General features: G+C 44.9%; 11 protein-coding genes. All 11 read left to right on the top strand.

The genetic code is table 11. The features are described from left to right. The first annotated feature begins 122 nt into the window (after positions 1–122). Positions 123–617 (top strand): MogA/MoaB family molybdenum cofactor biosynthesis protein, encoded by a 495-nt coding sequence (locus PAT3040_RS11865; RefSeq protein ID WP_087571141.1) that lies wholly within the window; start codon positions 123–125, stop codon positions 615–617. 11 nt (positions 618–628) lie between these two features. Beyond that, positions 629–1,678, top strand: coding sequence for a molybdopterin-binding protein (locus PAT3040_RS11860; protein ID WP_258234948.1), 1,050 nt, complete (start codon positions 629–631; stop codon positions 1,676–1,678). Positions 1,679–1,773: 95 nt separating this feature from the next. Beyond that, complete coding sequence (tatA, locus tag PAT3040_RS11855; protein ID WP_108992821.1) at positions 1,774–2,001, top strand: twin-arginine translocase TatA/TatE family subunit; 228 nt, start codon at positions 1,774–1,776, stop codon at positions 1,999–2,001. A gap of 134 nt (positions 2,002–2,135) precedes the next feature. Further along, positions 2,136–2,888, top strand: coding sequence for a twin-arginine translocase subunit TatC (gene tatC / locus PAT3040_RS11850; RefSeq protein WP_108992826.1), 753 nt, complete (start codon positions 2,136–2,138; stop codon positions 2,886–2,888). A gap of 254 nt (positions 2,889–3,142) precedes the next feature. After that, positions 3,143–8,638 (top strand): S-layer homology domain-containing protein, encoded by a 5,496-nt coding sequence (locus tag PAT3040_RS11845; protein ID WP_108992820.1) that lies wholly within the window; start codon positions 3,143–3,145, stop codon positions 8,636–8,638. A gap of 16 nt (positions 8,639–8,654) precedes the next feature. Continuing rightward, entirely contained in the window at positions 8,655–9,695 is a 1,041-nt protein-coding gene (locus tag PAT3040_RS11840; RefSeq protein ID WP_181376574.1) for a glycoside hydrolase family protein, read from the top strand. Between the two features lie 326 nt (positions 9,696–10,021). After that, positions 10,022–10,864, top strand: coding sequence for a carbohydrate ABC transporter permease (locus tag PAT3040_RS11835; RefSeq protein ID WP_108992824.1), 843 nt, complete (start codon positions 10,022–10,024; stop codon positions 10,862–10,864). A 27-nt stretch (positions 10,865–10,891) separates the two neighbouring features. Then, a complete protein-coding gene (locus PAT3040_RS11830) occupies positions 10,892–11,710 on the top strand; it encodes a carbohydrate ABC transporter permease (RefSeq protein ID WP_373863939.1) in 819 nt (272 codons plus the stop codon). Positions 11,711–11,814: 104 nt separating this feature from the next. Further along, complete coding sequence (locus PAT3040_RS11825) at positions 11,815–13,170, top strand: ABC transporter substrate-binding protein (RefSeq protein ID WP_108992819.1); 1,356 nt, start codon at positions 11,815–11,817, stop codon at positions 13,168–13,170. A 149-nt stretch (positions 13,171–13,319) separates the two neighbouring features. After that, positions 13,320–15,062 carry a sensor histidine kinase gene (locus tag PAT3040_RS11820; RefSeq protein ID WP_108992818.1) on the top strand — a complete coding sequence of 581 codons (1,743 nt, stop codon included), beginning with the start codon at positions 13,320–13,322 and terminating at the stop codon, positions 15,060–15,062. Continuing rightward, positions 15,062–16,306, top strand: a 1,245-nt coding sequence (locus PAT3040_RS11815; RefSeq protein WP_146200407.1) for a response regulator, incomplete at its 3' end; no start/stop codon positions are given. The genes PAT3040_RS11820 and PAT3040_RS11815, both read left to right, overlap by 1 nt.

The following is a 16,306-nucleotide window of genomic DNA, read 5'->3' as shown; positions in this document are numbered from 1 at the left end:
TTCCATATTCGATGTCGAGTACGCTTCTTGGCTTACTTCGTGATCAAAAGCGGACTTTTTGAACTACCTTTATAGCGGAAGCGTAGAGAATAGTGGGACATTCGGGACGGGAGGAATGGGATATGCAGTGGAAGGTTGCGTTATTGACGGCTAGCGACAAGGGATCGCGCGGGGAGCGGGAGGATACGAGCGCTCAGGTTATTCGCGAGTTGGTGGAGGAGGAGCTTGGCGGCGTCATCGTCGATTATCGGATCGTACCGGACGAGCAGGATGAAATTATGGCGGCATTAATCGAGATGACGGAGTATTTCCAGGCGGATCTTGTTCTGACGACCGGAGGGACGGGCCTCGCTCCCCGTGATATTACGCCTGAGGCGACGCTTAAGGTGATCGATCGGGAGGTTCCGGGGCTCGCGGAAGCCATGCGAATAGGCGCGCTGCAGAAGACGAGAAGGGCGATGCTGTCCCGCGGCGTATGCGGCATTCGCGGCAACTCCTTGATCATCAACTTGCCTGGGAGTCCCAAGGGCGTTCATGAGAGCTTGATGGCTGTTATGGACCAGCTGCCTCATGCGCTCGGCATTCTGTCGGGACAGCTTGGAGAGCATAGCGGATGACGGAACGAAGCATGGAGCAGACGGAGCTGGAGCAAAAAACGATTCGGCAAGGAACGTCGCTGCTGAGAGAAGTGTCCGTATATGATGCCGTGGGATTGCGATTGGCGCATGATCTGACGCAGATTATTCCCGGTCAATTCAAGGGAAGACTGTTCAAAAAAGGACATCTCATCTCCGAAGCCGACATTCCAAGTCTGCTCGATATCGGAAAAGAGCATATTTACATTCTCGAGCTTGGCGATGGCGAACTGCACGAAGACGATGCCGCGCTAGCAATGGCTCTTGCGCTTGCCGACGAGCAGCTCGTGCTTACAGAACCCCACGAGGGCAAGGTAAGCTTGAAGTCTCAAATACTCGGGCTGGCCGAGATAGACAAGGATATCGTGGACGCAGTAAACGCGCTGGGAGAGATCGCACTTGCGACGGTCAAGCGGCATGCCGTGGTCCGTCCAGGAAATCCTGTCGCGGCTACAAGGGCGATTCCACTGGTCGTGCCCAAGGAGAAAGTGGCGGAAGTGGAGAGACTGGCCAGACAGTACCGCCTCAAACATGACGGAGCGGCGCCGCTGCGCGTTAGGCCGCTCCGCAAGGCGAGAGCGGGGCTGCTGACGACGGGAAGCGAAGTGTACGAGGGACGAATAAAGGATAAATTCGGTCCCGCTGTTGCTGCCAAACTGGCGGAGTTAGGCTCCGAAGTGGCGGAGCAGCGTTTTGCCCCCGACAATAGTCAAGTAATTGTCAAGGAAATACACTTTATGCTGGCGCAAGGGTATGATATGATACTCGTGACAGGCGGCATGTCCGTTGATCCCGATGACCGGACGCCTGGCGCCATTCGTCAAGCGGGCGCAGATATCGTCAGCTACGGAACGCCTATGCTTCCGGGCTCTATGCTGCTCATGGGTTACATACAAGGAATTCCTATTCTCGGACTTCCGGGCTGCGTCATGCATGACCCTTACACCTCATTTGACGTGCTTCTCCCGCGAATTCTCGCAGGGGACACGATTACGAAGGCTGATATAGTGCCGCTGGGATATGGCGGCTTGCTGTCGCGTTAACATCGCAGGCAATTCTGCGGCAGAGGTTTGGCGGGCAGCTTAAGAAGCTGGTTTCTCGCACGGATGGGCAATACTCAAATAAAGGAGGTTTAATTATGAGCGGAATTGGTGCAGGGGGCATTATTTTATTGGTCCTGATCGCCTTGCTGTTATTCGGACCTAACAAGCTTCCCGAGCTCGGCCGCGCATTCGGCAGGACGCTTCGCGAATTCAAGTCGGGAGCGCGCGAGATTATGGATGACAGCGATGCGAAGGACAAAAGCAGAGTGGAAGTAAGTACAGCACCCGATACGGAGAAAACGAACAAGCGGCTTCCGGAATAACCGGACCCGCTTTTTTCTTGAAATCGAAGAATGTTTGCGGGAGCATGTCGAAAGGAGAGTCGAATTCACCGATGAAAGCCGGCGACAAGGTGAGGGAGAATAGCGACAAAGGTTTGCTTCGGGAAGATGGCCTGATGCCGTTGTTGGAGCATCTGGGCGAGTTCCGTAAACGCCTGATCTATATTTTAATCGTATTAACGCTGGGACTCGTGCTCGGTTTAGTGGCGGCGCAGCCTTTGTATAATTATTTGATGAGTCTGGAACCGGCCAATACGATGACCTTACATACGTTTTCTCTATGGGATGGCATCGGCATGTACATGAAGATTGCTCTTGTCATAGCGTTAGTGATCACGCTTCCGTTTACCGCCTATCAGCTATGGGCATTTGTAAAGCCGGCGCTGAGACCGATTGAGCAGAGATCCACGTTAAAATACGTGCCATTTGCGCTGATTATGTTTTTGGCTGGCCTCGCGTTCGCTTACTTTGTTGTGTTTCCGCTTGCGTTTAACTTCACGCGTACGGTTGCGGCACACTTGAATCTGGAGGAAACGTACGGGATCATTCAGTACTTTACGTTCATGTTCAGCATCCTGATCCCGATCTCGCTGCTGTTCGAGCTGCCGCTTGTCATTATGTTCCTGACGGCGATCAGGATCGTCAATCCTCTGCGATTGCGCAAGATGCGCAGACTTGCCTATTTTATTATGGCGATAATCGGCGTTACGATCACTCCGCCGGATTTCATATCTGACATCCTGGTCATTATTCCGCTCGTGCTGCTGTACGAATTCAGCGTTTTTCTGTCAGGCATCGTGTTCCGCAAGCAGCGAGAGGCGGATGCCAAGTGGGAGGAAGAAGAGGATTCGGCTGCTGCTCAAACTTAATCGTACAAAGAAGAAACCTGACGTGTGGATGCGTCAGGTTTTTTAGGCGTATTGGAGTACGAAGACATAAAAATGATGATTAAAAGCCCTGACTTTAAAATCAGGATGGAATGTGGAAGGGATATCCAGTCGTAATAGTGCACGATTAGGTAAAGAAAATACATATTGGCAGAGGCGTTCTGCATGTATATTAAGCATAAGAGCGGCGGACTTATCCGTGTTGTCATTCATCTACTAGAAATAGGAGGGTATTTATGAAGGTTGGAAAACAAATCATGCTTATAATTCTGTCGTTATTGTTGGTAGTACCTGCTCTTCCTGTGTTAACAGCAGCAGCGGCAGAAGAGCAAAGGGCGCCTGCGATCATCGCTGGAGACTTCACAAACATCGATTTTAATGTAAGCGTTCCCACAGCGATAAATAATGTTTATACTTTGGATTCGAAGCTTCTAGGAACCGTTTCTGCGACTCCTGGGAGTAACTCCGCCGGGAGTACTGATGATAGCGATGGCTCCAATGTGTTTTATATGGAAGCAAATTCGACTGCAATTAATTCCTTTAAAAGCGGAATTAATAAAACGGATCGGTTTGGCATACAAACTCGAGTGAAATTCAATAATACGGATTCGAGAAGAGCTTTCTTCGAGATAAGGAGTATGACTCCGCAGGAAGGATCGCCTGCGTGGCCAACCCTGGTGGATTTCGATCAGACTGGACGTATCAAAGATTACAAAGGAAACGTGTTGGGTACCTATGCAGCTGATCAATGGTATGACATCGTCGTCGATATAGACTCGCCAAACCATCGCTACAGTGTCTGGATAAACGGGGAGCTGATGGTGAATCATCTCGATTTGGGTAATTTTATCGGAGTGTCTCAAAATAAAATTATCCAACACCCAAATGCGGCCCAGACGCCCAGCAGGGTAACAATTGCCTATTTGAGAGCAGGTATGATACTTGATTCCGTTCCACTATCGGGTCTGTCCATTCAATCGTTGAATGGAGGTTTCTACGTCAATCAAACCGCACAGTTGACACTGGTTAAAACTCCATCCGATTCGACAGAGCAGAGCTTTAACTGGGCATCCGGCAATGCGGATATTGTCAAAGTTGATAATCAGGGCGTAATTACCGGATTGAGATCAGGAACGGCACAGATCACGGTCTCATCCTTGCAGAATCCGACTATCACCGCCTCAATGAATATCACTGTGGAAACAATGCCGGCGCCTGTTTTTCTCAATCCAACCTACTTAAACGCAGATTATAACGACTATAATCTTCATGTGAATAACAATATTGTAACGGTTGATTCCGTCTTTGTGGGTTATATAGCGACCGAAGCTGGTTCCAACCGTGCAGGTCTTATGAGTGAAAGCGGAGATCATGTACTCTTATTGGAGGCGGTCAGCAGCAGCTTGAACACCTTTAAGTCAGCGATCAATAAAACGGATCGGTTCGGCATACAAACCCGAATGAAATTTAATAATACGGATTCGAGAAGAGCGCTCTTCGAGATGAAGGGTATGACTCCGCCGTCAGGATCTCCCGCATGGCCAACCCTGCTGAATTTCGATCAGACCGGTCATGTCAAAGATTACTTAGGGAACGTGCTGGGTACCTATGAAGCTGATCAATGGTATGACATCATTGTTGATGTAGACTCGCCAAACCATCGCTATAGTGTGTGGATCAATGGAGAGTTAACCGTCAACAATCTGGATCTGGGAAATTTCATTGGTGTGACTCAAAACAAGATTATACAAAACACAAATGCAAGTCAGACAGCGAGCCGGACTTCCATAGCTTATATGAAGGTCGGCGATATCGTCGAACCCCTTCAGGATCTTGAACTTCCCGATATCATTGTGGATAAAGGAAAGGCAGCTATTCTGACTTACAAGACCGTCCCTGAGAAGGCATATATTGAGAAGGTAACCTGGACTTCCTCTAACCCTGCTGTCGCAAAAATGTCAGGTAACGGACTACTGGCTTTAAATACTGGCACGGCGACAATTACAGCAACCGAATCATACAGTGGAATAACCAAGTCTTTCGAGGTTACTGTCCAAGAACCAGCTACGAATTGGAGCTCACAAGCGATAAGCTCTGAAGATCTGGCAGCGGTTCTCGCAACGTCCTACAGGTCCGAACTAAATTACGGATTTGATCAAATCATGACGGACGAGCTCCAAGCCTATTTGGAAATGGATGAAAGTGATTTTATCCGGGAGATCCAAAAGGCATCATCGAGCATTACATTTCCGGATCAGCATACCAAGTTTGAAAGTTATGCGCGATTATTCGCTCAGCTTCACAAACTTACGAATGACCAGCAATATGCAAGAAAGGCTGCCATTATCCTTTATTATCAAGCATTGGATTACCCCCGTATTGTCGTGAACACGGACTATACGAATTTTTGGGGAGGCAACTATCAGTTTCCACAGGATGCTGTTTATGCGTACGGCAGTTTAATAAGCTCTGATTTATGGGGGAGTCTGTTACCTGACGTTACGGGTTCAGAGGTTAAACAAGTGATTGAGGAGCTATGGCTCAGACCTGCTTCCTACGAGAATATAAGACTCATGAACAGCATGCGATTAAACAACATTTCTCCCTATGGAGGCCGATCATCTGTCGTAGCGGGCATGCTTTTGAATGACCCCGGTCTGATTCGTGAAGTCATTGACATCTATGACCGGCTGCTTATGGAGGATAATTATTTGTTCGACGGTATGTGGTATGAACAAACCTCCAGCTATAGCGATCAGGTTTACGGTAATGTGATGACGACAGTGAACGTGTTGAAAAACTGGACGGATCCCGAAGGTTATACGGATAATAAGCTGGGACTCCACCTGGATAAGACGGATCTGAGTTCAAGGTGGCCTTTGCTGAACATAACAAGTAACTTTAGCTCTGACAAACTGATTTATCCGGATGGCACTTCCATTCCGATCAACGACGGGTACGGAAAATCCGGCGATTCGCAGCCATTGCCGGTTATCGAGAAGGGATTAAAAAACATTGAGTTGCCGGGCTTAGGTTATTGCGGCCTGTTCCAAGGCGATACAAATGAGGCTACCCACGCCGGGCTGTTGAACCAGCCTACTGATCTTGGTTTTGCCGGCGGTCATACCCACACGAACTTTTTGTCCCTTGACTTGTGGGGGGCTGGAGTCGAGATGTTGCCGTATACAGGTTACGTGAATAGAACCAGCTATGGCGACGGAAGCGGGTCCACCGTACGATATCCATCCATGCGGCCGTATTGGAGAAATATGGCGTGGGTATGGAGGGAAGACGGAGCAAATACCGTGTCGGAGGATGACCGGACACAGGCGGCGTTATTGGCTTACGACTCGGGAGATACGAATAATAAAAAAATACAGCTTGTGGAAGGCTCAAATCCGGGACCAGAAGGCAGAGGCGCGGATTTGAATCGCAGGTTGATTATGATGATTAATCTGGACGGAAATCGCAATTATACCTTCGATTTAACGCGGATGCAAGGCGGTCAGGCGCATGAGATTTATCAGCGCGGCGCAGAATTGGAAAATATGGATGTTCAGCTTCAGGGAATCGAGCTAGCCGATACAGGTGCAGCAAATTTGCAGAACTATTTGGTTAGCATCGACAGTACGGCAGGCTTGTCCCAGGATAGGAATCAACTGTTAAATCCGAAGGCCGGTAGCGGAGATTCCAGTTTCTCTATGACCTGGACAGGAGAACAGACAGGGGCGTCCATTCGTACATTCATGAATGGGATTAGCAGCTCGGATGTATTCTTGTCGAGTATACCGACAGCAAGAAGGATCGAAACAAAAGCAGATGAATCCAAATATGTGACGCCCCATATCGTTAGAAGAAATATGGTCACTGACAGTACTCAAATTACGCAATATGGCGCTGTACATGAAATATTCAGACAAGGTCAAACAGGCGAGATATCGGAGGTAGAGTGGTTCCGCCCGGACGATGCGGATCCGATGACGAACTTTGCTGTTGTGAAGAGCGGGAAATACCAAGATATTATCTACACAAGCGGGGACACCGAAGAGCGCAGTCTCCATGGAATCACCTTTGCAGGCAACATCGCTTTTGCAAGAATGGAATCAACGACTGGCAAACTTCTGTTCAGCTACGTATATGGGGCAGGAAAAGTAGCGGCACAAGATCATGTTTTGATCAACAACGACTCGCAACAGCTTGAGATTATAGCGGCAACAACGGCTTCCCTTAATACAGGGCTTGACTCCGAGGCAAGGGGCAATACCATTACCGTTAAAGGTAAATTCTCTAATCCTGAAGCATTAGTTGGGCAGTGGGTCCAAATGATTTTCGCAGACGGTTCGGGATACGGCATGAAAGTAAAAAATATGACAGAACTTGGTGACAGTACGGTAGTTGAAGTAGAACAATTTAATCCTTTCCGCGTAACAGATCGAGGAGTGGAAACTATTTTCTTCCCTCAGGTGTCCATTCCAGGAAAGGCCTACGTTTTGGCCAACTTGTCTGATTTCGCAATTTATTCGGATCCACCGGTTACAACAGACCCAGGTGATACCGGCTCTGGAACAGGTTCATCCATAACTCCTCCGACATCTGTTGTCTTGGGTTCTACCATTTCAATTACAGGCCAAATAACTCAAGCTGGCGGAATGGTCGGAGCGATTAATGAAAAAGATTTACAAGCTGCTATCGAGAACGCTGATAAACAAACGATTACAATCAAGTTAAACGGTACAGCGGATGTAAAATCAGCTCAACTTCGCTTCCCGCTTGGGCCAATCCAAGCATTGAAGAAAGGGACTATTCATAACCTGGTGATCGATATGGGATTTGTGACGGTTACGTTGAAGGCAGATGTGTTGACGAACGGCTCATCATCGCAATCCGAAGCTGAACTGATCGTTGCGAATACGGACGGCTCAAAGTTATTGCCCAAAGACGCTATCGTGTATGATTTCAGTCTCTACATGGATGGCAAGCCAGTTAATCAGTTCAGGGATCACGTGGTGCAAGTGGAAATTCCTTATCCAATAAAAGCTGATGAGAATCCGAATAAAATAGTTATCTACTATGTTACCGATGATGAAAAGCTGGAAATAATCAAATCAGGTAAATATAATCCGCAAACAGGAAAAGTATCCTTTTATGCCAAACATTTTAGCAAGTACGCTGTTGCGTATCGCGATATTTCGTTCGCAGATCTTTCCAGTGCAGCTTGGGCGATAGATGCTATAGAGGGATTGGCTGCCAGAGAAGTGGTTAACGGCACCGGCAATCATCTTTTCCTTCCTCATAGTGAAGTTACGCGTGCGGAATTCACGGCTATGCTTATTCGGGCATTCGATCTGGAAGATGAGAACGCGACGACATCCTTTACCGATGTTGCCAAAGATTCATGGAGCTATAAGGCGATTGCATCGGCGCAAAAGTTAGGAATCATCGAAGGCATGGGTGACGGCAGCTTTGGCGCTGAGCGGCATATCAGTCGACAAGACATGGCAGTCATACTGTACAGAGCGGCAGCCAAACTGAACGTGCAGCTTGTATCTCCGCAGCAAGTTCAGGACTTTGCGGATGCTGCGAACATTTCAGACTACGCGAAAGAGGCAGTAGAAGCAATGAAAACGGCAGGTCTGATGAATGGCTTCAGCGAGCATACTTTCAAACCGGTTTCCTTTACAACACGCGCGCAAGCGGCAACTGTCATTTATCAATTATTACAAGTCATATAGATATGAGGGGTTATAGATGATCTACGAAAATATGCTGCCTGCACCTAGAAATGGCGGTTTTAGAATGGAAGGCTATTGGGTTTGGTGCGGTTCGGTTATACAAGGCGAAGATAATCGGTTTCATATGTTCGCATCCAGATGGTCCAAAGATATGCCAATGCACCCTGGCTGGCTTGTCGCCTCGGAAATTGTACGAGCCGTATCGGACACTCCAGAGGGGCCCTATCAATTCGAGGAGGTTGTACTGCCCTCCAGGGGAGCTGAATATTGGGATGGAAGAAGCACTCATAATCCACAGATTGTCAAACATAAAGATACGTATATTTTGTACTACATGGGGTCGACGCACCCATTCAAAGATGTATCCCCGGATGAATCGCTGGACTCTGATGACCCAAGAGTGATCGTGGCGCGTTCAAACAAGCGGATTGGAATCGCTGCTTCCAAGAGCGTCTTTGGACCGTGGGAGCGTTTGGACAGCCCTATATTGCAGCCTAGACCAAGCAAATTTGATAACTTCTTCACCTCGAATCCGGCGCCTTGTATTCATGAAGACGGTTCCGTATTACTTGTTTACAAAACGAGAACCTACAAGTCAAGGCCATACTCGACATTTTTGCATAGTCATCAAATGTCATTTGGAGTTGCGCGCGCAAGTCATTATTTAGGGCCTTATAAAGCGTTATCGGATGAGACGATTTTCCCTTCCGCGAAATTTAATTTGGAGGATCCATTCATTTATCAGGTGCCGGGCGGATACGAAATGATAGCGAAGGATATGACCGGCAATATCTGCGGCGAGTATCATGGAGGCATCTGCGCAAAATCGACAGATGGCGTAAAGTGGGAAGCGCTTGAAGGGGAAAAATCATATACGCGCAAGATCAAGTGGGATGATGGTGCAGAGCAGCTTATGGGAAGTCTGGAGAGGCCATTTATCTTATTCCAAAATCATAAACCTACCCATATGTTCTTTGCGACGGCAGATGGTCCAGGTGAATTTACAAATGCCGATCATACATGGAACATGGTAATACCGTTGGAACAGGACAGATAGCATTGTGAATAAATGTTGTGGAAAATGTTGAGGATGTCTCTTGCGATCTGCTGACAACAGATTGCAAGAGACATCCTTTTTTTTCGATGCGGCGAACTGAAAGAATCGAGCCGTTTGTCATTTCGATATCGCTGCTAAAGGTAAAGAAACTGCACATTGTTATAGAGTTTTTACGTACCTTGTACCATAAAAGCTCCCTATAATGTAGGTACTAAGACTGAAAAGGGTGAGAGGCATTGAAAACGATAACCAGGGAAACGGGACAGCCTGCGGTTTACAAGAGATCCTTTTGGACGAATCAACGAAGAGAATCCGCTGTGGGACTAATGTTTATCGTGCCGGAATTCCTCGGCATATTGCTGCTTGGTGTATTCCCGCTATTTTTTTCTCTTTACTTGAGTTTCACCGAATGGAACTTGGTAGGCGGGCTGGAAGCCATTCAATTTGTCGGTATGGATAATTTTAAAGATTTACTACAAGACGATAAGTTCTACCATTCACTAAAAAATAACTTGCTCTTTACTTTAGGAACGGTTCCGGTAAGCATGTTCCTTGGCTTTTTGTTCGCCGTAATCATTAATTCGGCGACATTTTTTAAGGAATACTTCAAAGTGGTGTTCTTTATACCTCACATCGCGACAGGTGTTGCAGTAGCAACTGTGTTCTCAGCGTTGTTTCATCCCTCGAACGGACCGGTCAATAATATTCTAATGAATCTCGGAATAACAGAACCTCCAAAGTGGCTGGGGAGCACTGACTATGCTCTAGTAGCGATTATTATTGTCGTTGTCTGGCAAACCATCGGTTATAACATCGTTATATATCTGGCAGGGTTAACGAATATTCCCGAAGATATATATGAAGCGGCTCAAATTGACGGTGCGTCTTGGCTGCAACGAATAACTAAAATTACATTTCCTTTGCTCGGACCGACGACATTTTTTGTTAGTATTACCGCTATTGTCGGATCGTTTAAAGTATTCGACATGATTGCCTTTTTGACCGAAGGCGGTCCGAATAACTCAACGAATGTTTTGGTGTTTTATATTTATGAGGAAGGCTTCAAAAATTTTAGAATGGGTTATGCATCCGCCTTATCATGGGTGCTATTCCTGATCATTGCTGCAGTAACTGCGATTACTTGGAGAGCGCAGAAAAAACAATTTTAAAAAGGTTGGGATACCGTGAGGACAAAGATATTAACCAGAAGTATCGTTACTGTCATTTTGGGGTTATTTTCGATTTTGTTCATATCTCCGTTACTCTGGATGCTCTCTGCCGCTTCTAAAGTTGAGAAGGATGTTATGGCGTTTCCGATTCAATGGATTCCTCAGCAGTGGAATTTTGCGGAAAACTTTAAAACCGTCTGGATGGGGAATATCCCTTTTGGTTTGAATTACTTTAACTCGCTTAAGCTCTCCATTACGATGACGATTCTGACTTTACTATTTGCTTCCATGGCCGGATTTGCATTTGCCAAATTGAATTTCCCGCTAAGGAATAAACTATTTATTTTGTTATTGGCATTTTTTCTTATTCCAAGCGAATCTACCTTAGTGCCGAGATTTATTATGATCAAGTGGCTTGGTCTTTACAATACTCATGCAGGCTTGATTTTGATGGGTTCCTTCACAATTACCTTAACATTCTTAATGAGACAGTTTATGCTTGGCATACACCAGGAATATTTGGAGGCGGCCAAGATTGATGGAGCCGGATACTTAAGAATATTTTGTCAAATTGCCCTTCCTATAGCCAAGCCCGTTCTGGCCACTGTAGGCATTCTGAAATTCCTGTGGACATGGAACGATTACCAGAATCCACTCATTTTTTTGATGGATCGTAAATTGTTTACGATAACACTTGGCATGGAATCTTTTAAAAGCGAGTATGCCAGCAGTTACGCCGTTACAATGATGGCAGCCGTTTCCGCCATTATTCCGCTTCTCATTTTATTCGTAATCCTGCAGAGACAAGTCATTAATGGTATAGCCGGAGGCGGCATTAAAGGATGATATCGAATTAGTGCACAATGTTATCGAAATACTGCACACGGCAAATAAAATAAACCGTTTACAATAAAAGTGTACTTAAACGAAACTTTATAGGGGGTAATAACATGAAAGTTGTAAAATCAGCACTGGTATCCGGGCTTATATTATCGCTGTTAGCCGGATGCGGTAACAATCAAGTAACGCCTGCAGCTACAAATTCGACCGGAACGGATAATCCCGTTTCTGCTGATTCTGTAACGATTAATTACTACAATTGGGCTACTGGTCAATCTATTGAACAGATTGATCAAATCATTGAAAACTTTGAGAAGGAAAATCCGAATATCAATGTCGAAAACGTGCAATTAGTTACGAATGGGAATTCACTTGATTTTTATAAAAAACTGGATCTGATGGCGGCATCCGGAGAACCAATCGACGTAACTGCGTTCTCTCACGTTGACTTTGTTAGCGAGCGGGCTGCGCGGGGCGTCTTGGAACCGCTTGATGAATATCTCGCGAAAGATGGGATTAATGTAGACGATACGTACTTCATGACACCGAAATACCAAGATAAAGTATATGGACTTCAAGATACCTCACAATTATGGTTAGTTGCAATTAATAAAGACGCTTTGGATGCTGCCGGGTTGCCTGTTCCCACGTGGGGATGGACTTGGGATGACTTCTGCGACTATGCGAAGAAGTTAACAACGGGCAGCGGAGACAGTAAACAGTATGGAGCTTTTTTTCATACCTGGGGTGAATATGCGAACTTTCCAGCGTACTCCGAGCTGCCGCATCCTTATTTGACCAAAGATCAAACACCGGTATTTGATGACGAATCGTTCAAATCTTTTTTTGAACTTCGCCGTGCAATGGAGAAGGATGATCAATCCGTAAAGTATTTTTCGGATATAATCGGAGGAAAACTTCGTTATGATTCCGAATTCTTGGGCGGCAAGGCGGCTATGATTCCAACTGCGAATTTCGTTGTGAATTTGATCAAGGATACAGAAAAGTTCCCCCATACTTTTAAGACAGTATTCGCCCCACTCCCTGTATCCAGTGAAGATGTGGAGATCGGGACATCCAACCTAGGCGGCAGTTTTGCAAGTATTGGTAAAACCTCGAAGCATAAGGAAGAGTCCTATAAATTTTTGAAATATTTAACACAGCAAATGGAAGTCATTCGAGATTTGCCGGGTCTGAAGTCGTCGGATAAAAATAAAGTTATTGAAGCACTCGTTGGAGATAACACAGGATTGATCGATGTTGATTCATTAAGTGCAACACTGTTCGACGAAAGAATAAAAACAGTCTATGATCCAAGCTATTCTACATCGTACTCCAGCCAACTGAAACCGGTATTAGAAAATGGGCTGAGCAATTACTTGCTTGATTACAATTTGAGCGCAGAGGATGCACAGAAGCAAATGATCGATGAAGCCAATAAAATTATTCGTAAAAATAAGGAGTAACATTTCGAAAGGACAGCCAGGACAGCCGCATGGCTGTCCCTTTTTCACTAATGTGAATAATAACCTGAAGCAACTTTGTATTCAATCATCTTATTATTTGTATATGGTATATTTAGATACAAATAGTTTGCGTCAGGAGAGAAAATAATATGAACTGGCTAATGAGATTTTCATTTTATAGGAAGACGCAGCTCTCCTTTTTTGTTTTTATACTGCTCCCGCTGACGACTGTTTCTCTGCTTTCGTATTTTTTGATTAAAGATGTAATCATAGATAAAGTGCATGACTCGAATCAACATGTGATTGACGTTATTGCATCCAGTTTGGACAAAAATGTGGAAGACATCATGTATGCAGCGAGTTTATTTGGGATAAAAGGCAGTGATTTATTCAGTGATTTATTGGCTTTCAAGGATGTTCAGAAATTAACGACTTATCAGGATTATCTTATTGATAAACGAATATCAGAGATGCTTGGTACAACATTTTCGAAAACTTCAGGTCTTGATGCTCAAGTATTCTTTGTAAACAATAATAAATTTGTTAGTTATGCAACCAATAATAATTTGGATTTTCCATCCTTGATGCAGTGGTTAAACCAATCAACCCTTGTCGAACCAAGCAATGAAATAACGAGCGGGCACATAAGATGGATGGAAGCAATTGATTTAAAACAGAGATACGGCCGAGATAAGGAATCATTTTATTTTGCAATGAAAGTGATTAGCGATCCCGATAATGGAAAGATGCTCGGTACGTTGTTTGTTGGAATACCTTATGAATACTTCGAGCAAACGTTTGCCAAGGGCGGAAGCGGACAATTTCAGTTGTATACCTCGGATGATAAACTAATTTACCATTATTCGAAGGAGTTGAATCAAGGCAAGCATGAGTTGGAAATCCGAACTAGCATTCCGAGAACGGGGTGGAAGCTAGTCTATATGTACTCGTCCGAGGAAATTACGGCAGAGATTTCTGAGATGTTTAGCTTTTACGCGATCATACTATCCGTGTGCATCCTTTCTTTCCTAGGGATTTCGGTAATGATCGCAAAAACGCTTCACACGCCTTTAAATAAACTTCAAAAGACGGCAAAGCAATTTGGGAACGGAAATAGACTGGTTCGATTCCCTGCAATTGGAGAAGATGAAGTTGCTGCACTTGGCTTGGCCTTTAATCATATGCTCGATCAAATTAACTTACTTTTGGCTGAAGTTGAACAAGAGCAGGAAGAGAAAAGAATAATTGAGCTCGACGCCTTGTTTTCCCAAATTCGACCGCATTTTCTGCTGAACACATTAAATTCGATAAAGTGCAATTTGTCGACGGAAGGGGACTCTGTCAACAGCAGACAAATCGATGCCTTAATGAGCTTATTGAGAGCTTATATGCGCGTAGATGAAAAGTGTTCCCTAAAACAGGAATGTAAATTGTTGGTAGATTACGTAGACATTATGCAAATGCGCAACGATTTGGGGATACAATTGGAAATCCATCTTGAAGAAGAAATAATGGATATAGAGGTTCCTCGACTTTTTCTTCAGCCTTTGGTTGAGAACTCCATCATTCATGGTTTTTTTGGCTTGCCGGATAATGCAGCGATTTGGATTAGCGCTGAACAAGTGGACGGCTATTGTCGTATCGAAGTGAAAGACAATGGAACTGGAATAAGTAAAACAGAAATGAATGAGTTGCAGAGCAGGTTGATGCAATCGGAGCAGGCATCTCATGAACAAAATAAGCGGATTGGATTGGTTAATGTATACAACAGACTGAGATTGACTTATGGTGCAAAAGTCAAAGTGGACTTACGATCAAATGAATTTGATGGTTTATCGATTATCGTTCTTTTTCCGATAAGTGCGGGTGGTAATGGAAAGGAGATCAGGTAATGTATAAGGTCATGTTTGTTGATGACGACGCACCGATGTTAAAATATTTGCTTAACATCATACAGTGGAATGAGCTCGGTTTAGAGGTTGTGGCGACCGCTCAATCGGCAGTCATGGCACTCCAGCTTTTTCAAGATAAAAAACCTCAATTGGTTATAACGGATATTGGTATGCCAAAGATGGACGGGATCGAGCTTGCGGATCGACTGAAGCAGTTGCAACCCGATGTACGAATCATTTTTCTTACCTGCCATGAGGATTTTCATTATGCAAAAAAGGCTGTCCATTTAAACGTTGATGATTATTTAATAAAAGACGAGTTGACCGTAGATGCATTGAAGCGTAGTGTTGAAAAAGCAGTTAAGCTTATTGGCGTCTTGAGGAATAGCAACGAAACCTTGTCGTATCGCGATGAGGTAACAAGAAACCGCGACTTGTTAAAGCAATCGTTTTGGAAGCAGATCATTTCTAGCGATCATTCAAAATTAGCATTAAATTCCGGTCAGAAACTCGGGATTGATTGGAAGGATCCATTTTTTCTGTTGGGAATGCTGCATATCGACCAATCTTCTTTAATCCAATATTACAATCTAAAGGACTCCCATCTGATTTATTACTCGGTCTATAACATCGCGCAAGAATTAGCAGGCAGTTTTCCTGGTATTACGGTTTTTATGGATGTTGGCGCAGATATGCATATTGTTATGAATTACCAACGGAATTTGGCTTTGAATATTTGTGAGTCCTTCCGTCAGTTCGGAATAGATTTGCAAAGCAAGGTAAGGGAGTATTTAAAGATCGAAACCTATCTGGTGTATAGCTATGAGTTTCAGGGCATCGGACAGATTGGGAAAACTCTTGAGGAGCTGCGGCTGTACAATAGAGAACTCTATTATGACAACGTATCGATCGGTGCGATGCCACAAAGAAGCGCGCTTACTTGTAATCATGATGCGGTTCATCAAGGGGAGAATGTAAAGGAGAAACTATTCCAGGCCTTCCATGATAAAGATATGACTTCTCTATCGGATATTGTAGATCAATATGCAGAACAGTCTGCGGTCAACAAGTTATCGCCATCGTTATTCATTGAGCAATTATCTCAGTGGGTAAGGCTCTTGGAGTATGAATCCGGCTATGACAAAGAGCGTAATGTGTTTCATTTCAATTTGGAGAATACGGTGCGTCTACAAGAAACCTTAAGATGTGTCAAGAAACGTATAAGTGAAATGGTCGTCGAGTTT

The organism is Paenibacillus agaridevorans (genome assembly GCF_003112455.1).
Lineage (GTDB): Bacteria > Bacillota > Bacilli > Paenibacillales > Paenibacillaceae > Pristimantibacillus > Pristimantibacillus agaridevorans.
Note: the sequence above shows the minus strand (reverse complement) of the source record. Positions and strands in the feature narration are given on the sequence as shown.